The sequence below is a fragment of the Rhodococcus koreensis genome (assembly GCF_017068375.1).
Lineage (GTDB): Bacteria > Actinomycetota > Actinomycetes > Mycobacteriales > Mycobacteriaceae > Rhodococcus_F > Rhodococcus_F koreensis.
Window position 1 is genome coordinate 8,361,252 of sequence record NZ_CP070609.1, and the last position, 25,243, is coordinate 8,386,494.

18 protein-coding genes and 5 pseudogenes are annotated in these 25,243 nt (G+C 64.8%); 16 read left to right on the plus strand and 7 right to left on the minus strand.

The window, feature by feature from the left end; genetic code table 11:
* Positions 1-133: 133 nt before the first annotated feature.
* Positions 134-1,525, minus strand: a complete 1,392-nt coding sequence (locus JWS14_RS38045) for an NAD(P)/FAD-dependent oxidoreductase (protein WP_206016263.1) — start codon at positions 1,523-1,525, stop codon at positions 134-136.
* A 203-nt stretch (positions 1,526-1,728) separates the two neighbouring features.
* Between JWS14_RS38045 and JWS14_RS38050 the strand changes: the two genes are divergently transcribed.
* Positions 1,729-2,274: an Lrp/AsnC family transcriptional regulator gene (locus JWS14_RS38050; protein ID WP_206015460.1), complete on the plus strand. Its 546-nt coding sequence runs from the start codon at positions 1,729-1,731 to the stop codon at positions 2,272-2,274.
* 18 nt (positions 2,275-2,292) lie between these two features.
* Here the strand turns inward: JWS14_RS38050 and nrdH are convergent, their stop codons facing one another.
* The 3 genes and pseudogenes from nrdH to JWS14_RS38065 form a co-directional block, all read right to left on the minus strand.
* Entirely contained in the window at positions 2,293-2,520 is a 228-nt protein-coding gene (gene nrdH, locus JWS14_RS38055) for a glutaredoxin-like protein NrdH (protein WP_095860565.1), read from the minus strand.
* A 126-nt stretch (positions 2,521-2,646) separates the two neighbouring features.
* Positions 2,647-2,988 (minus strand): YciI family protein, encoded by a 342-nt coding sequence (locus JWS14_RS38060; RefSeq protein WP_072941977.1) that lies wholly within the window; start codon positions 2,986-2,988, stop codon positions 2,647-2,649.
* A gap of 260 nt (positions 2,989-3,248) precedes the next feature.
* Positions 3,249-3,522 (minus strand): annotated as a pseudogene (locus JWS14_RS38065) (nucleotidyltransferase domain-containing protein); the annotation flags it as partial.
* Between the two features lie 941 nt (positions 3,523-4,463).
* Between JWS14_RS38065 and JWS14_RS38070 the strand changes: the two are divergent.
* From JWS14_RS38070 to JWS14_RS50345, 3 genes and pseudogenes are all read left to right on the plus strand, one after another.
* Positions 4,464-4,913: a hypothetical protein gene (locus tag JWS14_RS38070; RefSeq protein WP_206015461.1), complete on the plus strand. Its 450-nt coding sequence runs from the start codon at positions 4,464-4,466 to the stop codon at positions 4,911-4,913.
* A 47-nt stretch (positions 4,914-4,960) separates the two neighbouring features.
* Positions 4,961-5,125, plus strand: a pseudogene (locus tag JWS14_RS38075) (histone-like nucleoid-structuring protein Lsr2); the annotation flags it as partial.
* Between the two features lie 130 nt (positions 5,126-5,255).
* Positions 5,256-5,453 (plus strand): annotated as a pseudogene (locus JWS14_RS50345) (AAA family ATPase); the annotation flags it as partial.
* 354 nt (positions 5,454-5,807) lie between these two features.
* Here the strand turns inward: JWS14_RS50345 and JWS14_RS38080 are convergent.
* Positions 5,808-6,300: pseudogene (locus JWS14_RS38080) on the minus strand (helicase associated domain-containing protein).
* 352 nt (positions 6,301-6,652) lie between these two features.
* Entirely contained in the window at positions 6,653-7,612 is a 960-nt protein-coding gene (locus JWS14_RS38085) for a phospholipase D-like domain-containing protein (protein WP_072941971.1), read from the minus strand.
* A 234-nt stretch (positions 7,613-7,846) separates the two neighbouring features.
* Here JWS14_RS38085 and JWS14_RS38090 point away from each other — a divergent pair.
* From JWS14_RS38090 to JWS14_RS38120, 7 genes and pseudogenes are all read left to right on the plus strand, one after another.
* Positions 7,847-8,729, plus strand: a pseudogene (locus JWS14_RS38090) (IS256 family transposase); the annotation flags it as partial.
* 1,142 nt (positions 8,730-9,871) lie between these two features.
* Positions 9,872-10,120 carry a hypothetical protein gene (locus JWS14_RS38095; RefSeq protein WP_241031568.1) on the plus strand — a complete coding sequence of 83 codons (249 nt, stop codon included), beginning with the start codon at positions 9,872-9,874 and terminating at the stop codon, positions 10,118-10,120.
* A gap of 4 nt (positions 10,121-10,124) precedes the next feature.
* Positions 10,125-11,933: a hypothetical protein gene (locus tag JWS14_RS38100; protein WP_206015463.1), complete on the plus strand. Its 1,809-nt coding sequence runs from the start codon at positions 10,125-10,127 to the stop codon at positions 11,931-11,933.
* The gene (locus JWS14_RS38105; protein WP_206015464.1) at positions 11,933-12,730 is read left to right on the plus strand and encodes a hypothetical protein; all 798 of its coding nucleotides are present in this window, start codon (positions 11,933-11,935) and stop codon (positions 12,728-12,730) included. Before JWS14_RS38100 ends, JWS14_RS38105 begins: the two co-directional genes overlap by 1 nt.
* Before the next feature lie 1,281 nt (positions 12,731-14,011).
* Positions 14,012-15,388 carry an MFS transporter gene (locus JWS14_RS38110; protein ID WP_083395542.1) on the plus strand — a complete coding sequence of 459 codons (1,377 nt, stop codon included), beginning with the start codon at positions 14,012-14,014 and terminating at the stop codon, positions 15,386-15,388.
* Between the two features lie 82 nt (positions 15,389-15,470).
* Positions 15,471-16,433 carry an alpha/beta hydrolase gene (locus tag JWS14_RS38115; RefSeq protein ID WP_206015465.1) on the plus strand — a complete coding sequence of 321 codons (963 nt, stop codon included), beginning with the start codon at positions 15,471-15,473 and terminating at the stop codon, positions 16,431-16,433.
* Positions 16,430-18,082 (plus strand): flavin-containing monooxygenase, encoded by a 1,653-nt coding sequence (locus tag JWS14_RS38120; RefSeq protein ID WP_206015466.1) that lies wholly within the window; start codon positions 16,430-16,432, stop codon positions 18,080-18,082. The genes JWS14_RS38115 and JWS14_RS38120 overlap by 4 nt, the downstream gene beginning before the upstream one ends.
* A 34-nt stretch (positions 18,083-18,116) precedes the next feature.
* On the opposite strand, the gene JWS14_RS38125 is transcribed toward JWS14_RS38120, so the two are convergent.
* Positions 18,117-18,809, minus strand: a complete 693-nt coding sequence (locus tag JWS14_RS38125; RefSeq protein ID WP_072948661.1) for a GntR family transcriptional regulator — start codon at positions 18,807-18,809, stop codon at positions 18,117-18,119.
* A 77-nt stretch (positions 18,810-18,886) separates the two neighbouring features.
* On the opposite strand from JWS14_RS38125, the gene JWS14_RS38130 reads away from it, so the two are divergent.
* Genes JWS14_RS38130 through JWS14_RS38150 form a run of 5 tightly spaced genes read left to right on the plus strand, consistent with a single transcriptional unit; the run spans position 18,887 to position 25,240 of the window.
* Positions 18,887-20,803, plus strand: coding sequence for an AMP-binding protein (locus tag JWS14_RS38130; RefSeq protein WP_206015467.1), 1,917 nt, complete (start codon positions 18,887-18,889; stop codon positions 20,801-20,803).
* A 14-nt stretch (positions 20,804-20,817) separates the two neighbouring features.
* On the plus strand, positions 20,818-22,314 hold the full coding sequence (locus tag JWS14_RS38135; RefSeq protein ID WP_241031708.1) for an aldehyde dehydrogenase family protein: 1,497 nt from the start codon (positions 20,818-20,820) through the stop codon (positions 22,312-22,314).
* 19 nt (positions 22,315-22,333) lie between these two features.
* Positions 22,334-23,449 (plus strand): NDMA-dependent alcohol dehydrogenase, encoded by a 1,116-nt coding sequence (locus JWS14_RS38140; protein WP_072948667.1) that lies wholly within the window; start codon positions 22,334-22,336, stop codon positions 23,447-23,449.
* A gap of 29 nt (positions 23,450-23,478) precedes the next feature.
* A complete protein-coding gene (locus JWS14_RS38145) occupies positions 23,479-24,525 on the plus strand; it encodes an NADP-dependent oxidoreductase (protein WP_072948669.1) in 1,047 nt (348 codons plus the stop codon).
* Positions 24,518-25,240 (plus strand): enoyl-CoA hydratase/isomerase family protein, encoded by a 723-nt coding sequence (locus tag JWS14_RS38150; RefSeq protein ID WP_206015468.1) that lies wholly within the window; start codon positions 24,518-24,520, stop codon positions 25,238-25,240. The genes JWS14_RS38145 and JWS14_RS38150 overlap by 8 nt, the downstream gene beginning before the upstream one ends.
* Positions 25,241-25,243 lie beyond the last annotated feature (3 nt).

Here is a 25,243-nt window from a genome sequence, read left to right on the forward strand (position 1 = left end):
TGAAGGACGTTGTTTTCACGTGGCGAATCATAATGTTTGGCTCGCCGAAACCACAAGTGCGGATCTTCGAGCTGCGTGCCCGGCGGGGCGAGATCGCGTCGTTCACGACGCGCGCCCACGGCGGACGAGACCGTCAGCTCGCCTGCGCGACAGGGGCGTCCGCATCCTCAATACGACGCTCGAGGCTGTGCAGCTGCGCGATCGCATTGCGGGCGGTGATCTGCTGATGCGTGTTGGTCAGTTGCCCGCGCCAGGTGCCGAGGAAGGTCCAGGCCCACGACAACAGGGTGGCGACACGGCTCCGGAACCCGACGACGTAGACCACGTGCACGGCCAGCCACATGATCCACGCAAGGAAGCCGGTCAGCTCGACGCCGCCGATCTGGGCGACCGCGTTGAACCGGGAAATGGTGGCCATCGAGCCCTTGTCGCGGTATCGAAACGGTGGCCGTTCCGGCGCCGGGCGTCCCTTGGCCGCCGCGGCGACCTCGGCGGCGATCCGCTTCGCGGCGTAGCGGCCCCCTTGAATCGCGACCTGGGCGACGCCGGGCAGGCGATCACGCGACATCATGTCGCCGACGACGAACACGTCGGGATGGCCCGGCAGGGTGAGGTCTTCGTCGACGGCGACTCGGCCGGCGCGGTCGAGGGCGGCACCCGACTGGGCGGCGAGCTGCGCGCCGAGTGGGCTCGCCGCCACCCCCGCGGACCAGACCTTGCAGACGGACGCGATGCGGTGCTCGGTGCCCTCCGCATCCCGGACGGTCAGTCCGCCGGCGTCGACGTCGGTCACCGACGCACCCAGTCGCACCTCGACACCGAGCTTTTCGAGGGTTTCCGCCGCCTCCGAACCCAGGTTGTCACCGAATGGCGGCAGTACCGCGGAGGCCGCGTCGAGCAGGATGATCCGCGCGTCGCGGGGGTCGAAGTTGGTGTAGGCCCCGACGAGGGTTCGGTGGGCGAGTTCGGCGATCTGACCGGCCATCTCGACGCCGGTGGGCCCGGCACCGACCACCACGAACGTGAGCAGGCGTGCCCGCTCCTGCGGGTCGGCGGTCACTTCCGCCTGCTCGAACGCGCCGAGGATGCGGCCGCGGAGTTCGAGGGCGTCGTCGATGGACTTCATCCCCGGGGCGTGTTCGGCGAAGTGGTCGTTGCCGAAGTACGACTGCTGTGCCCCGGCGGACACGATGAGGCTGTCGTACCCGGTGACGGTGGCCTGCCCGAGGTGTTCGGACGTCACCGTGCGTTCGGTCAGGTCGATGCCGGTGACCTCACCGAGACGGACGGCGGCGTTCGCTTGGTCCTTGAGGATCATCCGCGTCGACGGGGCGATCTCGCCCTCGGAGAGGATACCGGTCGCCACCTGATACAGGAGAGGCTGGAACAGGTGGTGGGTGGTGCGGTCGATCACCGTGACGTCCACGTCCGCGCGGCGGAGGGCCTTGATCGCGAACAACCCACCGAAGCCGGATCCGATCACCACGACGCGGTGGCGTGCGGGCGGGGACTGGGGGTTGCTCATCATGAGCCTTTCCGATCACGCTGGGAAGCGACGATCTCGGTGTCGGGGCATTTGCAGCCGTGGACCAGGGGAGTGGGACGGTGGTGCGGGCGGTGCTTGTGGTTCGTGAAGGTCTGCCGGAAAATTCGGCTGACAGGCACCAATGGTGAACAATCGGCGCACCGAATCCAAGGTGAAAGAAGAAAATTCTCTAGACTGGGCCGATGAAGAAGAATGTTCCGGGCACGCCGTATGCCGAAGGCCCGCGATCGAATGATGTTCGAGCGGGGGCGCCGATCGACGACATCGACAGGATCCTCCTCGATCAACTCTCGCGGGACGCCCGTACGCCCAACAACGCCCTCGCCGCGCTCGCGGGCATCGCCCCGTCGACCTGCCTGGGTCGGGTGCGCTCCCTGATCGACCGTGGAGTGATCCGCGGCTTCCACGCCGACATTGACCCCGCCACCCTCGGCAGGGATCTGCAGGCGATGATCGCAGTTCGCGTGCAGGCCAATGCAAGACAGCACCTCGGGCAGCTCGCCGAGCAACTCGCCACCCTCGAGGACGTGCTGAACGTGTACTTCATCGCGGGCGCCGACGACTACCTCATCCACGTCGCCACCGGCAGCAGTGAGGAGTTGAGGCGTTTCGTCCTCGACCACCTCAGCGCGCACCCTGCGGTCGCCTCGACCGAGACCATCCTGATCTTCGAACATGTGCGCCCGCGGCTCCGGGCGCCTCAGGTCGAGCAATCTTCAGGCCGCTGAGGGGTGGGCGCGCCTCGGTCAGGCCGCGGTGAGGGCCTTGATGCGGTCGGGCCGGAAACCGGCCCAATGGTCGTCACCGGCCACGACGACGGGCGCCTGCAGGTAACCGAGAGCCCGCACGTAGTCGTGGGCGTCGAGGTCGCGGGTGATGTCGACGACCGTGTAGTCGAGGCCTTCCTTGTCCAGGGCGCGGTAAGTGGCGGTGCATTGCACGCAGGCCGGTTTGGCGTAGATCGTGATGGTCATCGTGCGCTCCGCTCTGTCTGATGTGTGCCGGCGGGGGACCGGAAGCATATGCGTTCCGGTCCCGGTTCGCCCGGCGAGCGGCGACGGCGGAGCCTCGTGGGCGATTCCCAGCGAGGTCGAGACCGGTCAGCTGGCGGGGTCGTACCCGAACGCGCGCACCTCCTGCGCGCACCGGCAGGCAACTGCGAGCTTCGCGGCCCATTCCAGTGCCGCCTCACGGGACGGCAGTTCCAGTACCGCGTAGCCGCCTTCGAGCTGAGTCGTCTGCGGGTACGTGCCCGCGGTCACCGTTCCGTCCCCGTCGACCATGACCGGTGGAACACTTTCGTCGATGCCACCGCCGAACACCCAGACGCCGGCGTCCTTCGCCTCTTGAACCACCGCGTGCGACGCATCGGACACTGCCTGCAGATCCCCGTCGGGAATGACCATGGCACCACTCGGGAACGAGATCAGGTACTTCGTCATCGGGTCGACTCCTTCTTCGCGTCGGAATGGCGGACTCAGGATAGACACGACATTAGGGGACCACGCCGACAAGCGATTTCAGTCGAACGCAAGTTCGATCATCTGCCACGGTGACGGTTCGGCGGTCGGGCGCAGTGGATGACATCCGATGTTGCGATGCCCGCGTGCACCCAGAATGTCGTGACCGCATCATCGACACCGTCCAGGTTCGTCGGCGACGTCGCGACCGGTCTCGGCCAGGTGGAAGAGCTGTTCGGCTCGGTCCATCTGGTGACCTCGGCCATCAGTTCCGCCACCTGCTCATCCCACTGCTCATCCGAGGCGTGATCCGGCCGGACCAGGAAGAGGTCGATGTCACTGTCGATCGTCATCGTTCCGTTTGCCGCCGACCCGAACACGGCGGCATACCGTGCCCTGCTTGCTCAATCGTTGCAGCACCTTCTGTATCCCCTCTTTCGAATGGCGGTGCAGCACCCGGTGCAACTGGCCGGTCGTGAACCTCGCCTCGGATGCGGCGCCCAGTGCAGCGAGCACGTCACCGTCGAGCGTGGGCCTCACTGTTTCAGGTACTCTCCGCCGCCCCGACTGTCGTTGTCTCGGAATCGGTGGATTCTGTAATCGAAAAGTCATACCCAACAGCGTATTTGGTGCTTTGTTCGATCTTCCGGCTGCGGGGTGATGTCGTGGTGCTCGGGTTCGGCGGGGACGTCGTGCATGCCGTTTGCGTGCGGAGTGACCGCCTGGTGGCCGGCGCCGTACGGATCGAGTACCGGCCGGCGGGGCCGCGTCACCGGTGAGCTGCCATTCGGCGAGTCCGGTGTGACGGTCGGCAGGTCGGTCGAAGAAACTCGTGTACCAGGTAACGGCGGCCTCGACGTCGACGACAGAGGCTACTGCGCTGACGTGGCTGGGCTTGATGGTCATTTTCTCCAGTGGACCTGAGTAGTGATCGATCGACCGTCGATTCAACGCCCGGTCCATCCATGTTGTGCGGGCAGTGAGATCGATGTGACGCTCCGTCGGTCCGGGGTGTTCGGCGTGAGGCACGGTGATGCGCGATAGTGGCAGGGGTTCGGACTCGGGCCGCCCACTTCGAGGAGGACTTTGCGGTGTCACTGTCGCTGGCCGTGATGGCGGACCTGGCCGAGGAGCAGGGTCGGGGCACCGTTGAGTTGGTGTCGCCGCGGGTCCTGATGCGGAGTGTGCGCAGAGTGCCGCGCTCGACGGTGTCATCGGACGGCTGTCGGACCGCTGTGGGCGGTGTGGGTTGACACCGGTCGAGTCGGCGCCGTGGCCGCCTGGGGATGTCGACTGCCTTCGAGGCGTGTGGGGTGGCACGGTCCCGGCTCGGTGGGGTCCGCGCGACCACGGTGTCGTTGTCGCTCGGTCAGCTTCGGGCCGCTTCCCCGCCCCCGGTGCCGGACGAGTAACCGAACCCACGCCATATCATCCGCCCGATATCCAGGAGAATGCCGATGCGCAGCTTCGTCCATGTGGTCCTGTTCGCGTGCGCCATTGCAGTCGCGATCGGTGCCTTTCTTCCCGTGGTCGGCGGCATTTCCCCGGGCGACGTCGCGGTGATCGATCTGCGCGACGGCTTCCCTGCCGGAATCACCGTCGAGCAGATCGAGAATCAGGCCGTGACCTTCTACCGGTCGATGACGGTATTGCTGTTGGGGGCTGCGGCCTTGCTGCTGGTCGCCGCGTGGGTGGGTTCATGTGCGGCCGAGTGGGTGGGGGTGATCGGGGGGATCGGCACCCTCGCGGTGTTCGGGTGGCGGCTCAATGACCGTGTCGGCGACTACCTCCGGGACAACTCCGACACCGTGTTCACCGATCGCTGGGGGTTGTATCTCGCTGGTGGTGGCCTGATCGTCGCGCTGGTGGCGTTACTGGTGCCGAAGGAACGACCGGCGGCGGCGTGATCCGGGTGTCTGCCTCGGTTCACAGGGACTGCACCTGGACCGGCGACATCGCCCACTCCACCCGGGTCGGCGGCCGCACACACCGCTCGGATCGGCCTGCCGCGGGGCGAATCCAAGAAGATCCGCGCCTGGCGATCGAGCGGGGCTACGAGCTGTCTTCCCGTGGCCGGATTCCCGCCGAGATCGAGCAGGGGTTCCACCACGCGCACTGACAGGCCTCGCCCGCCTCGTCGGTCGGTCGGTCGGTCGGTCGTGGCACGTTATCGGTAGGTGCGGTCGCTACGCATCGACGACGAGTCGGAACACGCTGCTCGAGACCTTCGAGATCGACCCGGACCGGGCCTTCTCGCGGCAGCATTGGCGCACCGCGGCGATCTGCGTGTCGGTATCGCGGCCCAGACCCGCGAACAGGCAGTGGAGATTGCGCGGCGGCTGCGAACCCTCACCGATCGCGCTGCACTGATGTGGAAAGTGAAACCGCCGAAACCCGACAGCAGGCAGACGCCAGCGGTGTCAGGGCAGAAGGTGCGGTGGCCCGGTGCGTGGCGGCAGGCGCGTCGCAATGCGTGCCGACACACGAGTAAAGCTGCGTGTGATTCAGCGACCACTTCTCTGGCTGGAGTTCGGACCTACGCGGCCGAAGCAGGGTTGGTCAGTGGCCGTCCCGGAGTGCAGCGGACCAGTTCTGATTCATTTCGTCCACATCGACTCCGTCCACATCGACTGGATCTGACAGTCCTTCACCTCGCCGAGCACCGAAGCATGTGCACCGGGTGCTGGTCCGGACGCTGTGTCCTTCACCTCGTCGTGGGCGCGGCCGACTGGGATGGGCGCTACCCCTGCCCGCCTCAGAGACCACGACTGTCGATCTGTCTGAGGGACGGGTGGTGGGGGCTATCGCATCGGGTGCGCTGATAGTCGTGGTCCCCGTGGGCGCGGCCCGGGGGGACCACACGAGGACTGCGAGGGGGCGCCGCTCGTCGTCCGGCAGTGCGTTGGCTCACCACTTTTTCGCTGCCTGGTAGCGCCACTTGCCCACCTGTTCACCGTCGGCGGTGACAGAGTTTGCGGGGACGAGTGCGTCGCCGTGTTCTTCGCGGTAGGCGGCGATTTCGGTGAGCATCCGTCGCCGCTTACCCTCGGCCGGCGGCACGTCAGGTAGCGGCGCGCTGTCCTCGGTCCACACGAAGCCGATCGCATCGAGTTGCGCAATGCGTTGCGGCGGCAGGGTGCCGAGCATGCGGGCCACTCGCTGGCGGTCCTGTCATCGTCCCAGTCGGAAGCCGCATTCGGTAACGTAGTCGGCGGGCATCACGAGTGCGGGGTGACGGCGGCGAAACTCGGCGTAGAGCTGCAGAGGTGAGGCCGCCGACCGGTGTGCTCGCATCGAGATCACATCCCTGGGAAAGCCGTCCCGTGTTGCCCGGTAGTCGTGAAGTCAAAGTATGTCCACCTCTGTGACGATCTGTCACGGAAGTCGACGCGTCTTGGATGGCACCTTGTGCACAGGTCGTGACAACTGGTGGAACCCAGAAGCTGATCGGCAGCGCGAAGGATCATTCCGCGCACGCGCACCGGCCCGCCGGGATCGGTGGCTGCCCCCGGTGCAGGGAAGCGCCCGCCCCGTTCTGGCGTTGGCCTGATCACTCCAGCCTGTGCCCGCGGCGATCTCGGTGCGCCGTCGCCGTCGCCGGTCATGTCGTAGGCACGGGGTCGAGCCGGGAATCGTGCGGATCGGGTCACAGGTTCCAGAGTCGAAGCAGCGCGGCCCGCAGGCTGGCGGAGACGATGCGGTGGTCGGTGCGCAGCCGGGGGCCCGGGTGCCCGAGGTCGGCGAGCAGTACTTCCGCGTCGGTCACCGCGATCGGCTCCAGGTCGATCCGGGTACGCAGGTGGTGTGCCACCGCTGTGCGGGTGTGGGGGATCGCGATCGGGTCGGAGTCCACGACCGCGGGCGGGTAGAGCCATTCGTTGTCGGCTGTGACCTGGAGCAGGACGTCGCCACGCTGGAGCCGGCCGCGGCCGCGGCCGGCGGGGGTGTCGATGCGGAACCATTCGAGCTGGTATTTCGCCGCCGGACCCGCGGACGTACTGTGGAGGCTGGTGTGGGCTGCGCGCTCGTGTTGTTCCGCGGCGCCGGGCTGGTAGTGGGTGATGTGCCACAGGAACATCCGAGTTACCGGGGTGGGGAGGAAGTCGGGTTCGGCGCGGTTGCGGCCGCCGATCCCGGGCAGGGGTACGGCCCGGCCGATCTGCCAGATGGCGGTGGCGTTGTCGAGGAACAGCTGGTCGACCTCGGTGATCTCGTCGATACCGTTGATGAATGTCCGGACGGCGGCCACGATCTCGGGATCATCGGTGATGACCACGGCCTCATCCGAGATCGTGGAGCTGTGGGAGGCGCCTGCGGAGCCGATGACAGCCCACCTACCGGTGGCGATCACGCCTGTGTGCAGGTTAGGCGACGACAGCACCCGCACCCCGGCGGCCACGTAGTGCGCGAGCGCGGCCGGGGAGGTGGCGTGGGCGCGCACCGCGGCCCGCGAGGCGTTCACGACGAGGACGTCTCCGGCGCGCAGCGGCAGCAGGGTGGGGGCGTCCTGGCCGAGGTAGGCGATCGCGGCGTGCCGAGGTCCGCGCGTGCGGATGGCGCGGGTGATGTGCGGCCAAGGGCTCGGCCCGTGGAAGGTGGTCCCCATACCCGGAAAGAGTAGCGGGATGATCACGGTTAGCGTCTTTGCAGCAGTGTCGGCGGCCTTCCTCCCTCACAAGGTCCGAGGCTCCCGTAGTTCTTCGGCGGAGACGGGGCGCGGCGCGGGTCGGGATCTCGGAATTCGCTCGAGGAGTGACATAGAGCGTGTGGGACTGGGCTGTAGATGATGCCGACGTTTGAGCTCGTATACGTTCGACGTGATCACCCGGGTGTCGCCCGTCGCGCCTCTGCATGTCCCCAGCGCCTTGATGCACAAGTCGAGGCGTTTCGTAGCCGGCCGCTCGACGCCGGCCCATACATGTTCGTCGCCGCCGACGCCCCCGCCCTCGAGGTTCACGAGAACGGGCGGGTGGTCAACATGCACACCCTGGTCGCGGTCGGCGTCAACGCCGAGGGCTACCGGGAGATACTCGGTGTGGATGTGACCTCGTCCGAGGACGGTGCCGGCTGGCTGGCGTTCTTCCGCCCGCTCGTGGCACGCGGCCTGTCCGGGGTCGGGTTGGTGACCTCCGACGCCCACGCCGGGCAGGTGGCGGCGATCGGCGCGACCCTGCCCGGTGCCTCGTGGCAGAGGTGCCGAACGCATGCTCGACGAACCTCATGGCGGTGACCGGAGAAGGCGTCGTGGCCGTGGGGGTACCGCCCGCTTGCGGGGGGAGGGTGAAGACACTGCTGCATTCGGTCTACGACCAACTCGACGCCGATTCCGTTCATGCTCAACATGATCGGATCATCAACGCACTGCCGAGAAGCTGCCGAAGGTTGCCGACCACCTCGATGCCGCGCGATCGGACCTGTTGGCGTTCACCGCATTTCCCATGCAGATCTGGAAACAGATCTGGAGCAACAATCCACAGGAGCGTCTCAATAAGGAAATCCGCCGGAGAACCGATGTGGTCGGGACCTTCCCCGGCCGCACCGCGTTGATCCGCCTCGTCGGAGCCGTCCTCGCCGAGCAACACGATGAGTGGATCGAGGGGCTCCGCTATCTCGGTCTCGACGTGCTCGCCCGTTCTCGTGGCGACAACACCACGACCGAACCTGACCAGGAGGTGACACCCGCGGAGCTAACCGCATACCCCCCACGAGGAGTCACGCGATGAACTCGTACACCACGCCTCGGGACTCGACCCGATTCAGCGTGATCCCGCTTGTGTGGAGCGTCCCGATGCGTAGCTGTACCGATCCGCCTCCGGCGGGCGATACACAGCGCAGGAGGTGGTTGCCGTGGATCTTTACTTCTGGTCTCCGTTCTGGCCTGCGGTGCCCAACTTCCTTGCGTGGTGAAACGCCCTTCTTTTCACCAACCGGAGGTGATGACGGTGATTCCGATCCCGCCGTATGGGTTAGACCGATCGGCAAATAGGACTGCTCTCAATAGCATCGCGGGGGCTTCGGCAGCCTCTGCCAGACGCGCGACCAGCAACGGATCCGTCCGGCTACGCGCAGCTCGACGCCTGACAGGGGGTGGACCATGTTTCGAACCGCTTCGATGCCCCGCAGCATGACTACTCTCGCCGGGATCGCACTCGCGGCACTGCTGCTCGCGGCTCCGCCGGCGAGCGCAGCCCCGACCGACACGGTCCTGCCGATCCCCTTCGCGGGACTGACCAATGGACCGACTGGATTCACCAACCCGCCGTCCAGTACGTTCATCTCTGTCCTAACTGACCCAGACGAGCCGGGAATCACTCGATTCCGCTGCGGCGCATACCCCTACTGCGATCTAGTCGTCCACTGGCGGAACCTATCGACCGGCGCGAGTGGCGCTGCGGACCTCTTGTACGGACCTTCTCGGGGGGTCGCCCAGACTGGATCCGGGACGGTGGTTGCTGCCTTCACAGCGGGCGGTATGCCCGGTTACCTGGGCACGCCCACCACGCTGCTACCGGGCGCCGGCGTTTGGCCAGTTCCTTAACCTGGATCCGCTGCTCGAGCGATCTGGACCAGGCATCCGCGGCGATCATTGCCGCTCCATTGACCGGATTCTGAGAATGGGCGTGTCTCACAACGTGTGGAGTCGGGCAGTTTTCTGCATCAAACATGCGTGCACATCTGCGCGTAATAAAGCGTGCGAACTTGCGTGTATCGACTAGGATGGGTTGCAGTGGCGGCCGGCAACACGCGCGGCGGCCAAGGCCAGTGGGGCAAAGGAGTGGGCATGGCGCAGGCCGGAAAACGTGGAGGCCACTCGTCGCGACCGAGTGAGAGAGGCCGAACCTCGAAGCTGCACAACGATGCCCGTGTGTCGGGAGGTAGCCCCGAGGTGGAGCCGTCCATTGCAGGTTTGACGTCGAAGCTCGAGTCCCGCAGGGGTCCGGTGAAGGTGCAGCTGAACACCTGGGTGCTGGCGTCGACGGAGGCCCGGCTGAAGTGGCTGGTGAAGAACCGACAGTTCACGGTCACCAGCGTCGTGGACGTGGCCCTGCAGGAGTTGCTGGACCGCTACGACGTATCGCCGGCCGATCCTGATGGTCGGATCGGGGAGCAGTAGAGCGATGAGCCGTCCGTGGGAGCAGATTGCCCTGTTCGACCTGCACCAGCCCTCCGCCCCGGATCCTGCTACCGACGATACCGACGAGATCGACGCGGAGGAGGCCGCTGTGGCGGAACCGCCGGCACCGACCGTTGCCGTGGAACCGCCGACTGCACCGGCACCCGAGCCGACACCACCGAGCCGGCCGGTGTGGGAGTCGCTGCCGGTGGGTGCGGAGGCGGATGAGCACGCGCTGATCGTGACCGCCGACGGAACGTACACGCCGTCGGGGCGGGAGTTGACCGGTCCGGTCGATTCGGTGGAGAAGCTGGACAAGCTGGTGCGCTGGGCCGCCCTGACGCCGTTGGGTTCGCCGCCGCAGGTGTGGATCGTGGGCCAGGGCGCGTGTGAATCGTTGGGGTGGGTGATCGACCCGGGCAGTGAGGACGACTTCGACGACATGGAGGCACTGCGCACCCGCGCCGCCGCCGACCTGACCGCGGTGCTGCAGGCGACGTTGACGCCGATGCTGAGCGCGGGGTGGGAGTTGCGGGGAGATCCGGGGCATGTGGTGCACCTGTCCCGCAGCATCGGCAAGTTCACCTCGATGGTCGATGTGGTGATTGAGCCGTACGTGTGGACGTACTGGAACAAGGACTTCGGCTGGAACAACCGGGTCGGGGAGATGGGGATCCTCGGCTCACCGACGGCCGGCACGTATCTCCCGGACGATGACCTGCCGGCGGCGCGGGAGTTGGGTCGCCGGTTGGCGTGGTCCGCGAAACACCTCGGCGTGCTTCCGGGGCCGACCCCGGCGCGGACCGGTGCGGCGATCGTCGACAAGATCAAGCGTGAACGCACCCGGTCGGGCAATGGTCTGGTGGTGGCGACGGCGGGCCCGGTGCCGCCGCTGGACGGGGCCCCGCGCGGGGACCTCGAACCCGCGGTGGGGTGGACACGCGTCCCGGAGGCCGATGAACTCGACAACGTCCACCGGTTGGTGTCCATCGACCAGCGGGCCGCCTATCTGGCGTCGGCGGGGATGCTGGAATTCGGGTACGGGCAGCCCGCCCATTTGACCGGCGGGGCGGCGGCCGCTGCGGCGGTGGGGGAGAAGGGGGCCCCGTTCGGGTTGTGGCGGGTCACCCTCCCGGCGGCGCAGACGTTGTCGCTGCCGGAGAGGCTGCCGCCCCCGCACCCGCACATGCTCGCCGATCAGCCGGTGCAGACCTGGGTCACTACGGTCAGCCTGGACGGGTTGTGCGCACCGGTGGCGGATGGGGGGATCGGCGCCGACATCGATGATCTGGATGTCACCGAGGCCTGGGTGTATCCGCAGCAGGGCCGGGTGCTGGACAAGTGGGCGAAGATTTTGCGGGAGGCGCGGAAGGTGTCGGTGGACACCGAGGATGCGGCGACGAAACGATTCCTCGGGTCCTGCTACAAGGGCTACATCGGGCGGATGGTGAACCCGGACATGTGGACCGCGACCCGGATGGCCCATCACCACCAACCTTTGTGGCGGGCGGCGATCATCGCGCACTGCCGGTGGCGGGGCCGGCGGGTGGCGATGCGGATCGGCCGCGAGCGGGGGCGGTGGCCGATCCGGACGGTCACCGACTCCTGGGTGTACCTGCTCGCCGAGGGGGAGGATATCGCCGATCCGAGTGCGGCGTTGGGGAAGATGTCGGTGGAGAAGGACACCCCCCTCACCGACCCACTCCTGACCGCGTTGGCGTCGGCTCAGGATGTGCACGAGGTGAATCTGGCGATCCGGGCGGCCTTCGCCGACGACGACTTCGCCGACGACGAAGGGGAGGGGGCGCTCTGATGGCCCTGCACTTGCCGAAGCCGCGCACCACGAAACCGGCGCAGCAGGCGGTCGGTCTCGACGGCCTCAAGGTGTCCGTCGCCAACGCCGCGACCAGCGGTGTCGAGAAATCCAAGCAGGTCAAGAGCGGGGGTTTGGCCGGGCTGACCAGCAAGGTCTCGGTCACGCAGCTGCGGAAGGAGCTCGGCAACGAGGGTTTGCGGCAGGCGGCGATCGATGCCGGCCGCACACCCCCATCCGCGCGCACACTGCGCCGGTGGGCGCAACAGGGCCGCATCCCGCACCCGGACATCCTCGAGCGTGCCCAGCGCCGTGCGGCGATCGAACGATTGGGTGGCGTCGATGCGGTGGCCGCGAAGATCGGCCGGTCTCGCTCCGCCGTCTCTCGGTATCGGTCGGGGGAGACGAACGAGTTGCGGGCCGATGCCAGCAAGAAACTCAAAACCGTGAAGGCGCAGGACATCATGAAACGGGCCGGGGTGTTGCGGCCCGACGGAACCCCGAAACGGGCAGTCATCCGGGTCAGGGGCGGTGTCATGGTCCGCAACGGCGCCGACGAGGGCTACGACTACCGGGTCCGCACCCTGGACTTCGCGAACTCCGACACACCCTTCACCAGTGACGAGTCCCGCGAACTCGCCGCCGCGCTGGCCAACGACGATCACGCCCGGGTCGTCGCCTTGCTGGAGCGGCACGCCACCCTCGATTACCCGGAGAACAAGGGCTTCGACAAATACAGCGACCAGTTCGGGTTCCACTTCGACCACATCGATTCCGTCCACATCGACTGGATCTGACCACCGGACGGACCCAATCGCCAGCGGAGAAGTCGTTTCCGCAGGTCAGGTTACGGAAGGCGCTGCTATTGCGGCTAGCGTTTCCTGTGTTCCGCGCAATACGCGCGAACGGCAATATCAGTGCGGCACCGCTGTCCGGTTCAGCGATTCACGCTGCGATAGGCGACGCGCAGCCCTCGCGGGCTATTCGGATGAGGTGGTCAGCAGGGTCGGGGGTCAGTCGTTGAGGGCCGGCGCTGCTGCAGAGCGTCTACTCGACAGTTCGCATTTGTCGTGATCCACTGGCACTTTGCGGGCTGGGGTCACGCCTGGTGTTGCGCAAGCAAGTGAACCAGCTTTTGCCCGAGGGTAGTCTTCATGGCGACACAGACCCTCCGAGGCGTGATTGGCGGCCGCGGATTGCCTAACCTTGAGCAGTGACCAACGGCCAGACGGAATTCACAGGCGGGCAGAATGTTTCCGCCCTGTTCGGCGATAAGGATCAGGGTTCGGGCCATCGATACGACTGGGCGTTGTTCGCTGATTGGTGCGCAGCGTTCCAGGCATCTGCATTGCCCGCAGATCCTCTCGCTCTTGCGAGCTTCCTCGACGAAAATCCTGTACGTGGGCGAGGGTAGACCTCGGCTAGCCTCCGCACGGATTGCGCGGCGCACTTCATGTCCGAGACTGCCTTCCAGAGTCGGACAGAGAATTGGGAAGCCGACATGCCGAAATGCAGAAATATCTCGGCGTTTGGTGCCCCACCGTATGGGATCCACATCTGGGCGAAGCCGACAATTTCCTCGGTTTCCCGCGGGACACGACGACGAGTTCTCTCAGCTGTGACGGCCTGGAGCCTTCGGCGGCGCGCTTGCTTGTACGCGCGAATCTGAGTCGCGAGCGCGGGACCTCTGTCTGTTGGACGCCCATTATCGCCGTTGGATTGATGTAGGGGAGGGATGGTGGTCATCAGTCGTCCTCATGAATGGGATCCGAGAAGTGAACCGCTCACCGGTGTACACGATGCACAAGCGCGGACTGCGAGAGTAGGGACAGCGGGGTGCGCACCAAATTCCTGGCGAACGGCGTGACCGTTTGCCGGCCGTTCATCGACACCTGCGGGCCTGACGAAGCGATCCATCGTCCGTCGGAGCTGTTCGGCCTCGAGTGGCCGTCGTCTATTCCTACCACCGGTCGATGCAGAATGCATTTAGCATTGACTGGGTGACTTGAGGCACTTACGCTTCTATCTGTCCGGGCTGTCTCAGTCCGCTGGCACTTCAAAACCCCACGTCATGGGTTATGCACAAGGAGCTTTGCATGACAGCGATAACCAACTCAGAGTCCGGGCACGTCGGGCGCAGGGTCGATCCCTCGAAGCGCCGGAAGGCAATCGTCGGCGCCTATCAGGGGTTACTGGTCGACTTCATCGACATATACCTCCCCGTGATCGCCCTGGTTCCCGCGATCATCTACTTTCAGCCGGCCGACTTGTCACCGGCGATGAAGTCGACGATCTACTTCGTGACGTTCGCGGCCACACTCCTCGGCCGCCCGATCGGCGCACTCCTTTTCGGTTCGATGGCCGACCGAATCGGACGTCGTCGGATCACGATGATCTCGGTCGCGGGCTTCTCGGTGTGCACTCTCCTGATCGCTTTTCTGCCGGGGTACCAGACAGTGGGCATGTGGTCGATCGTTCTGTTGGTGGGGCTCCGGTTCATCGATGGCATTTTTCTCGGTGGTGAGTACACCGCGGCCGTTCCGCTTGCCTACGAATATTGCGACCGCGAGAAGCGAGGCCTGGTGGGAGGGATTTTGGCCGGTGCCTATTGCGCAGCGTTCGTGATCATTTCGCTCGTCACACTCGTGATGCTGAGGGTTGCACCTGCTGGTGGGCTGGACTCTCCGTACGTGCAGTGGGGCTGGAGAATCGCGTTCTTGTTCGGTGCTGCATGCGGATTCGCGTTCCTGGTGTACCGGAGGAAGCATCTTCCCGAGTCGGACCTTTGGGAAGAGTCCGCCAAGGCTAAGTCACCGCTACGGCAGGTGATGTTCGGGTCGGAGAAGCGCTCGTTTTGGCAGGTGTTCGTGCTGATGACAGGACTGTGGCTGACGTCGTCGATGGTGGCCTCCGTGGTGCCCGACAAGCTGAAGAACTTTCACAAGATCGATGCGACGACGGTGACGTGGGCGCTGCTGGTCACGAATGTTGTGTTGTACGCAGGATTCGTGGCGGCAGGCGTGACGAGCCAGCGGGTCGGTCGACGCAAGTTTCTCACCGTGATGGGGTTCGTTATCGCCGTTGTCGGAAGTGCGGCGTACTACATCTTCATGTCGGACTTGATCGAAGGAACGCTCGGTATCATCGCTGCTTCCATCGTGGTTCAGGTTGTGATCAGTTCGGTGTTCGGTGTTGCGACCGTGTATGTCAACGAGCGGTTCGGTACCAGTGTTCGCTCGTCGGGTTTCGCGATGGGATACAGTCTTTCCCTGTTGATTCCGAGTTTTTACAGCTTCTATCTGTTGGGGTTGGCTACATTCCTGCCCGAAACGGTGACGGCGATTCCGCTGATTGTCGTCGGAGGGGCTCTCATTGTCATCGGGGCGCTGTGGGGTCCGGAGACGAAGGATCTCGAGTTTCGGCCGACGGGTCGGGTCGAGTACGCAGCTGAGTGAGCGGCATCGGCTCTGTTGCGGCATTTGTCGGCAGGGCCTCAATTTCCAAGCACAGAATGCATCCTGCATTATAGGAGGTGAGATGGCACTCGATACGGCGACGCAGAAGTTGCTCGCGACAATCGCAGCTCTCGGAGAGAAGCCACTGCACTGCATGACCCTCGACGAGGCACGTGCGTTTCCGACCCGCCTGGCCCGTGGAAAGGGCACCTTGCCTGCTGATCGGCGGCAAATGTCGTCGGTATCCGACCACATGATCGTGGTGCCGGGCGGCGGCGTGCGTGTGCGAATGCTGGTTCCGCGCGGGGTGGTTCGCGCCGTGGTGGTGTACTACCACGGCGGCGGCTGGGTGCTCGGAGGAATTGAACAGTCGGAGCTTCTCGGCCGCTTCCTGGCGGATACGACCGGTTGTGTTGTCGCGCTCGTCGACTACCGGCTTGCTCCCGAGCACCGCTTCCCGACCGCGGTAAACGATGCGTGGGCGGCGCTACTGTGGGTGCACGAGCACATCGAACAGTTCGCGGGATCGTCTGTGCCCCTGATAGTGGGTGGCGACAGCGCCGGCGGGACCCTCGCTGCCGTCGTCACACATCGTGCCCGGAACGCAGGATTCCCACGCATAGCTCTTCAAATATTGGTCTACCCTGCAACCGATTCCGACTTCGACCGGGATTCGTACCTGAAGAGCGAGAACCAACTTCTCGTCACCCGCGAAACCCTGATGTGGTTCTGGAATAACTACGACCCAACCCAATCGGCCCGGTCCGACACCGAGGCCGTCCCCCTGCATGAGCCGAATCTCGCCGAGCTTCCACCCGCGATCGTGGTCACCGCCGAACACGATCCGCTCCGCGACGAGGCGATCGAGTATGCCGACCGACTGAGGAGGGCAGGTGTGCCGGTGGTATCTCGACATTTCGAGGACCAGATGCACGGCTTCTTCACCCTTTTCGGGGCTCTCCCCGCCAGCAGGATCGCGCTCGAATTCGTTGCAGACGAAATAGCTCACTTCCTCACCACTACCGCGAAAGAGATCTCCCGATGACTCTCCTCGACACTTCGACGTCACCCACGAACCATTACGCCCCGAAAGCGTTCGATGCAGTGATTGTGGGTGCCGGGTTCTCCGGCATGTACATGCTGCATCGGCTGCGTGGAATGGGCTTGACTGTGCGCGTGTACGAACGCGGTGCGGACGTGGGCGGCACCTGGTATTGGAACCGGTACCCGGGCGCGCGGTGCGACATCGAGAGCGTCGACTATTCCTACTCTTTCTCGACCGAGTTGGAGCAGGAGTGGCGGTGGTCCGAGCGCTTCGCAACTCAGCCGGAGATCCTTCGATACGCCAACCACGTCGCGGACCGATTTGGTTTGCGTACCGATGTCGAATTCGACACGCAGGTGCTGTCGGCCGTCTTCGACGAACACGACGAAACATGGAGGATCACCACCGATTCCGAGGAGGAAGTGACGGCGACATATTTTGTTCTCGCGACAGGATGCCTGTCGGTCGGGAACGTCCCGGCAATCCCCGGGATCGACGCCTTCTCGGGGCCGACGTACCACACCGGGGCCTGGCCGCACGGCGGGGTCGATTTCACCGGGCAGCATGTGGCGGTCATCGGCACGGGATCGTCCGGTATTCAGTCCATCCCTCTCATAGCGGAACAGGCCTCCCGAACCACTGTCTTTCAGCGAACTCCGAACTTCAGCCTCCCGGCGCGCAACCGACTGCTCGACGACGACTTCGTGCGCGACGTGAAGGCGAACTACCCAGATCGCCGACGTGTCGCCCGCTACAACTCCGGCGGGGTATTCCGGATCGACAACACAGAGAACGCGATCGACGTCCCCGGGGATCGTCGACGCGCGCGGTACGAACTACTGTGGGAGGAGGGCGGTCTGAACTTCGCCAACGCCTACTCGGACTTGAAGACGAACCTCGAGTCGAACGAGACAGCAGCAGATTTCATCCGCGAGAAGATCCGTGCGATCGTGTCGGACTCGGCCGTCGCTGCGGCCCTGACGCCCACAAGCTACCCTTTCGCGACGAAGCGGCCGTGTGTGGACACCGGGTATTACGCAACGTTCAACCGCGATGACGTCGAACTCGTGGACATTCGAACCGATCCCATCGACACCATCACCGAGCGTGGGGTGCGTACCGCCACCACTGAGTTCGAGGTCGATGCGATCGTCTTCGCCACCGGTTTCGACGCGATGACCGGAGCGATCAACAACATCGGCGTCGTCGGGCGAGGTGGTGAGGTCTTGCGTCAGACGTGGGCGGCGGGCCCGCGAAGCTACCTCGGTGTCGCGTGCGCGGGGTTCCCGAACATGTTCACCATCGCGACCGCCGGTAGTCCGTCGGTCATGAGCAACATGATGACGTCGATCGAGCAGCACGTGGAGTGGATATCCGACCTGGTCGAGCGCTCGATTGCGGACGGTGTGGGAATGATCGAGCCCACCCGAGAGGCTCAGGACGGCTGGGTCGACCATCTGCGCGAACTTGCAGACGACACCCTGTTCCCCATGGCGGCGTCGTGGTACATGGGCGCGAACATTCCGGGCAAACCGCGCGTCTTTCTGCCGTACGTGGGCGGCGTCGGTACCTACCGCGAATTGTGCGACTCGGTGGCTACCGAGGGGTACCGCGGGTTCAGCCGTGTGAGGCAGTCCGTTGCGCACTGAACGAGCGACTGGCCGGACCCCGGTCGTAGCAGCGTCAAGGGTTTGCCGGGGAGTTGGAGCTGGGTGCACCCAGGATGTACCCGTGGGCTTCGGGCCCCAGCGTCGTCTCCCGGATCGTGGTGGCCATTTCACGCACCCGTCGTCCGGCCAGGTCCGCGTCACGCTTCTGGACGGCGGCGAAGACTTCGGTGAATCCGTCGAGCCAGAGCTGCCACAGGTTGCTCGTCGCGGTCAGTCCCATGAAGCGCCGGCCCCGGCCGAAGACGAGATTCCACACGCCCGACAGTTCGGCGTTTCCGGCGCGGGCGATGGTGAGTTCGAAGAACTGGGCGACCGCCTTCGCGGTGCTGGCGGGTTCGCCGTCAGCAATTGCGCGGCGCATCTCGGCCACGTTCGCTTCGAGTTGTACGACGTCTTCGTCGGTGAACTGGGGGACCGCACGTTCGACGGCGCCGCCGAAGAGGATGAATTGAATGTCGATCGTGGCGACGGCCTGTTCGAGGGTCATCTCCGCAACTCGCCGCCATCGGTTGGGCGAGACCTCGACGAGTCCTTCTCTGGCGAGTTCTGCGATCGCCTCCCGTACCGGGGTGATGCTCACGCCCAGGCGGGTGGCCAGTTCGGCGTCTTTGAGTATCTCCCCGGGGGCGAGTACGCCACCGACGATTTCGGCTCGCAGCTGGTCGAGGACTGCGGCGGCACGTGTCGGGGGTGGGGCGAAAGACATAGCCCGATGCTACAGACCGCAGGATGCATTCTGTCCGGGCAGGTCGATGCATTTCGGAACATTCTTCGGAGCCACGCATGACCTACAGAAGTGAATACGAACTCAGCACCACCGACCCCATCGCATTCTGGTCGGGAGCTGCCCGTGCGATCGAGTGGGCCCGCCCGCCCGCAGTGACACTCGACGACCGCACCGCTCCGCTCTATCGCTGGTTCCCGGACGGTGTGCTCAACACCTGTTTCAACGCTCTCGATCGGCACGTGCGTGCTGGGTATGGCCCACGAGATGCCCTGATCTACGACTCGCCGGTCACCGGATCGAAGAGGTCGTTCACCTATGCAGAGCTGACGACCCTGACCGCGAAGTTTGCGGGAGTCCTTCGGCACCTGGGTGTGGGCCAGGGCGATCGCGTTCTGCTGTACATGCCGATGATCCCTGAGACTGTCGTGGCGATGCTGGCTTGCGCGCGTATCGGTGCAGTGCACTCGGTCGTCTTCGGCGGATTCGCCGCCCCCGAGCTTGCGGCGCGGATCGACGACGCGGAACCACATGTGATCGTGACGGCGTCGTGCGGCATCGAGCCCAATCGGATTGTCGAATACAAGCCACTGCTCGATGCCGCCCTCGACCTGGCCGGGCACGCGCCTGCACGGAGTGTGGTGGTGCAGCGCCCGCTGTGCGAGGCGCGGATGAGTGATCGTGACGTCGACTACACCGAGTTGATGAACTCGCAGATCGAGCCTGCGGCGTGTGTCCCCGTCGCAGCGACCGATCCGTTGTACATCCTCTACACGTCGGGCACCACGGGAAAACCCAAGGGCGTCGTCCGCGACAACGGGGGCCATGCCGTCGCCCTCGCCTGGTCGATGGCGAATGTGTACGACATCGGGCCCGGAGATGTGATGCTCACGGCGAGTGACGTCGGGTGGATAGTCGGACACTCCTACATTGTGTATGGGCCCTTGCTGGTCGGTGCGACAACGATTCTGTACGAGGGGAAACCGGTTGGAACACCGGACGCGGGGGCGTTCTGGCGGGTCGTCGAGGAACATCGCGTCCGGGCTGTGTTCACCGCCCCCACCGCGATCAGGGCACTGAAGCGGACCGACCCGAGCGGTGAGTATTTTCAGAGGTACGACACCTCCAGCCTGAATAACCTGTTCCTCGCTGGCGAACGGCTCGATCCCGACACGTACAACTGGGCGACAACAATATTCGATGTCGACGTGACCGACCATTGGTGGCAGACCGAGACCGGGTGGCCGATCGCTGCCAATCCTCGCGGGCTCGAGTCCCTCCCGAGCAAACCCGGGTCGGCCGCTGTGCCGCTACCCGGCTATGCAGTGCACATACTCGATGACAGCGGTGACAGGCTCGGTGCTGACCACGAGGGAGCGATCTGCTTGCGTTTGCCGTTGCCCCCGGGAACGCTGACCGGCATTTGGGGTGACGAGGCCCGATACATCGATGGCTACCTCAACCGGTTTCCGGGCTACTACCTCACCGGCGACGGGGGTTACCTCGATCGCGACGGTTACCTGTTCGTGCTCGGCCGCACCGACGACGTGATGAACGTTGCCGGTCATCGACTCTCCTCGGGGCAGATCGAAGCCGCGATCGCCTCCCATCCGGCAGTTGCCGAATGCGCCGTCATCGGCGAGCGCGATCCGCTCAAAGGACAAGTGCCACGGGCGTTGGTGGTGACGAAGGTCGGCCACGACACCACCGGGCTGTCGGAGGAAATTTTGCACCTTGTCCGCACCAGGGTGGGTGCGATCGCGTCGCTGTCACGGGTCGATGTGGTCGGCGGCCTGCCGAAAACACGGTCCGGAAAAATCCTGCGCCGCACACTGCGGCAACTCGTCGATGGGGAGTCGGCCTCCATTCCGTCGACCATCGAAGATGCCGGCGTCCTCGACGAACTCGGCACGATCCTCGCCGACCGATCTCCACACGAATCCGCATGCCCTGACCAAGGAGTAGTACGACCGTGACCTCAACCGTTGCCATCGACAATCAGCTTCTTCCTTCCGTCCGCAACTTTCTGGGCCAGCCGAAAAGGCTACTGATCGGAGGGGACTGGGTAGATCCCGCCGCCGGAGAAACGTTCCCCACTGTCGACCCCGCGACTGGCGGTGTGCTGTGTCAGGTACCTCGTGGACGTGCGATCGACATCGACCGCGCCGTGCACGCGGCACGAGTGGCATTCGAGACCGGACCGTGGACGACGATGCGCCCGAACGAGCGCGAACGTCTGCTGTGGCGCATTGCCGACGCAATCACCGCCCGTGCCGACGAGTTCGCCCAGATCGAATCCCTCGATAACGGCAAACCGGCCTCGATCGCCAAGGTCTCGGACGTCGCTCGCACCGCGGATCTGTTCCGCTATTACGCGGGATGGGCCACGAAACTCGAGGGCAGCACCGTCAATGTGTCGATGACCAGAGTCCCGGATGGCGAGTTCCACGCATACACGCTGCGCGAGGCGATCGGTGTCTGCGGACAGATCATTCCCTGGAATTTCCCCATGCTGATGGCCGCGTTCAAACTGGCGCCTGCCCTCGCCGCCGGTAATACCGTAGTGCTCAAGCCTGCTGAGCAGACCCCCCTGACGGCGCTGCTGCTCGGGGAGGTGTTCCTCGACGCCGGTCTGCCACCCGGCGTGGTCAACATCATCACCGGGTTCGGTGATGCGGGTGCGGCACTGGCCGCCCACGACGATGTCGACAAGATTGCCTTCACAGGTTCTACCGAGGTTGGAAGGAAGATCGTCGACGCGGCCAAGGGCAACCTGAAAAAGGTCTCCCTCGAACTCGGCGGCAAGAGTCCCAATATTGTGTTCGCGGACGCTGATCTCGACAAAGCGGTGCCCGGATCGGTCAACGCGTGGCTCAGCAACCAGGGCCAGGCATGTGTCGCCGGCACCCGGCTGTTCGTCGAGGACTCCATTTTCGACGAGTTCACCCGAGCGGTTGCCGAGCACGTCGCGAGGACGAAGATCGGGCCTGGGCTCGACCCGGACACACAGATGGGCCCGCTCGTCTCGCAGGAACAGTTGGACCGGGTCACGGGGTACATCGACCAGGGAATCGCGGATGGCGCCCGCGTCCTCACCGGTGGGAAGCGTTGGGGCACCGAAGGGTACTTCGTCGAACCCACAGTCCTCGTCGACGTGCATCCCGACTTCAGCGTGGTGCGTGAGGAAATCTTCGGCCCGGTCGTCGCAGCTATGCCCTTCTCTGCGGCCGATGGCGTGGACGAAGTCATTGCACACGCCAACGACACGATCTACGGGCTCGCGGCGGGTGTCTGGACGACCGATCTATCCAACGCGCATCGTGTCGCCAAGCGCATCAAGGCTGGATCGGTCTGGGTCAACCAATACAACGCCAGCGACCTGGCGCTGCCCTTCGGGGGCTACAAGCAGTCAGGTTGGGGCCGGGAGCTGGGAGCAGACGGCATAGCCCTCTACACCCAGGTCAAGGCCGTCAACATCGCATTGTGAACCGAATCGAGACGACGAGATGAAGACCAAAGCAGCCGTCCTCACGGCATTGAACACACCATTCGAGATCATGGAACTCGACCTGGACGGGCCACGAGAGGGTGAGGTGCTCATCCGATACGAGGCATCGGGAATGTGCCACTCGGATCTGCACCTGACCGACGGCACCATCGGCACCCGATTTCCGATCGTTCCCGGACACGAAGGTGCCGGCGTGGTCGAGGACATCGGACCAGGAGTCACACGGGTGCGTCCCGGGGACCACGTCGTGTGCAGCTTCACCCCGAGTTGCGGCCGTTGTCGCTACTGCGCGACCGGGCACCAGAATCTCTGCGATTCCGGGGCACGCGCAACCGAGGGCTGTATGCCCGATGGCACCTTCCGCCTCCACCGCTCGGGAACGGACGTCGGCGCGATGTGCGCCCTGGGCACCTTCGCCGAATACGGAGTAGTACGCGAGAACTCCGTCGTCAAGATCGATGAGTACCTCCCACTCGACAGTGCCGTGCTCGTCAGCTGCGGTGTACCGACCGGATGGGGAGCGGCGGTCTACGCCGGGAACGTCCGCCCGGGCGACACCGTCGTTGTGTATGGAGCCGGCGGAATCGGCATCAACGCCGTCCAAGGCGCCGCCCTCACTGGTGCCAAGAACATCGTCGTGGTCGATCCGGTGTCGTTCAAACGGAACACCGCACTCAAGCTCGGCGCTACTCACGTCTTCGAAGCTGCCGACCAGGCACACGCCGCGGTCATCGACATGACCTGGGGGCAGGGAGCAGATCAGGCATTGGTCGCCGTCGGTGTGGTGGACGAGGACACGGTTGCGCATGCCTTCGACGCGATCGGCAAGGGAGGCACGGTCGTCCTCGTCGGCCTGTCGGGTCGCGAGGACCTCAACGTCAAGATTCCCGGCGCCATGATGGTGGTCCTGGAGAAGACCATCAAGGGCACCATGTTCGGTTCGGCCAATCCCCAGTACGACATCCCCCGCCTACTGGGCCTCTACCAGTCCGGCGACCTCAAGCTGGACGAGCTCATCACCACGCGTTACACCCTCGAGCAGATCAATCAGGGATATCACGACCTGCTGGAAGGGAAGAACATTCGAGGAATTGTCCTGCCTCACGGGTCATGACTGCACTGGTTTCACGGAACGAGGAACACATGGAAGATCAACACATACCGGACAGCAGCCTCGAGGTTCGACTCGCCTCACGCCCGGCGGGGTGGCCGCTGCCGGAGAACTTCGACATCGTCGAAACGCCGATCGTGCAGCCGTCCGACGGCCAGATCCTGGTCCGCAACCAGATCATGAGCGTCGACCCCTACATGCGGGGTCGGATGAACGACACGAAGTCCTACGTACCCCCATACGAGATCGGGCGGGCACTCGACGGTGCCGTCGTCGGAGAAGTCGTCGCCAGCCGCGCGCAGGGGATCCCCGTAGGCACGACAGTCCAGCACCGGTTGGGTTGGCGCGAGTACGCCGTGCTCGACCACGCTGCGGCTACGATCATCCGCGACACCGAGGTACCGATCAGCACCCACCTCGGGGTGCTGGGAATGACGGGATTGAGTGCCTACGTCGGGCTCTTCGACAAGGCGTCGTTCACGCCGCGAGACACCGTGTTCGTCTCAGGTGCGGCAGGTGCCGTCGGCTCACTGGTTGGTCAGATGGCGAAGTTGCGTGGCGCTCCGCGGGTCATCGGCAGCGCCGGCTCAGCGGAAAAGGTTCGCTACCTCATCGACGACCTCGGATTCGACGCAGCATTCAACTACAAGGACGGGTCGGTGCTCGAGCAACTGCGAGACGCTGCACCGCATGGCATCGATGTCTATTTCGACAACGTGGGCGCAGAACACCTCGAAGCCGCGATCGCGGTCCTCAACGTCGGTGGACGCATCGCGGCATGCGGAGCCGTCGCTCAGTACAACTCCGAGGGGCCGGTAACGGGACCGAGCAACCTGTTCCAGGTGGTCACCAAGCGCCTCATCATGCGGGGATTCATCGTCAGTGACAGCCTCGACCGCCGTCCCGACTTCCACCGCGAGGTCGGCAAGTGGGTCCGGGAAGGGCGACTGCGCTACGACGAGACCGTTGTCCACGGCATCACGAACGCACCTGTCGCCTTCCTGGACATGCTGCGCGGCAGGAACACCGGGAAGATGCTCGTCACTCTCGACAACAAGAACGGAACCGAAAATGGTTGAGGACACTGTCTCCTACGAGTCGGTCGACAACATCGCAATCATCACGATCAATCGGCCGGGCAAGAAGAACGCCGTGAACAGCGTGGCCGCGGTCGGGCTGGAGGACGCGTGGCTGCGTTTCGACCGGAGTGAGGACCGCGTCGCTGTCCTGACCGGTTCGGAGGGCAACTTCACGGTCGGCGTCGATGTCACCGACCCGCCGACCACATCGGCGTGGGCGCCGCACCTGGGTCCGTCAACGAACAAGCCGATCATCGCGGCGATCGATGGTTGGTGTGTCGGCGCAGGAATGATCTTGCTTCAGCAGGCCGATCTGAGTGTGGCAACGACGAACGCGAAGTTCAGGTATCCCGAAGCGCGACTGGGTCTGTCCCGCGGTCTGGCCGCTGGGTTGGCCACGAAGATCCCGCACAAGCTGGCGATGGAGATTCTCCTTCTCGGGCATGTACTCGGACCCGACACCCTGTTTCGGGCAGGGTTGGTAAACAAGGTCGTCGGCCCGGGTGAGGTCCTCGACGTTGCACTGGGGTGGGCAGGGGAGATCGCAGCAGCAGATGCGGACGCGGTGCGGTTCATCAAGGAGGGAGTTCTCGCCACGGTGCCGAGAGGAGCCGGCGAACACGGGGAGCATGCTCGGTGGCTGGCCGCGCAGTTGCCCGGCAACCAACGGTTGATGGGCGGCGGACTGTCGCTCGCCGAGCTGAAGGGACTGTGAGCG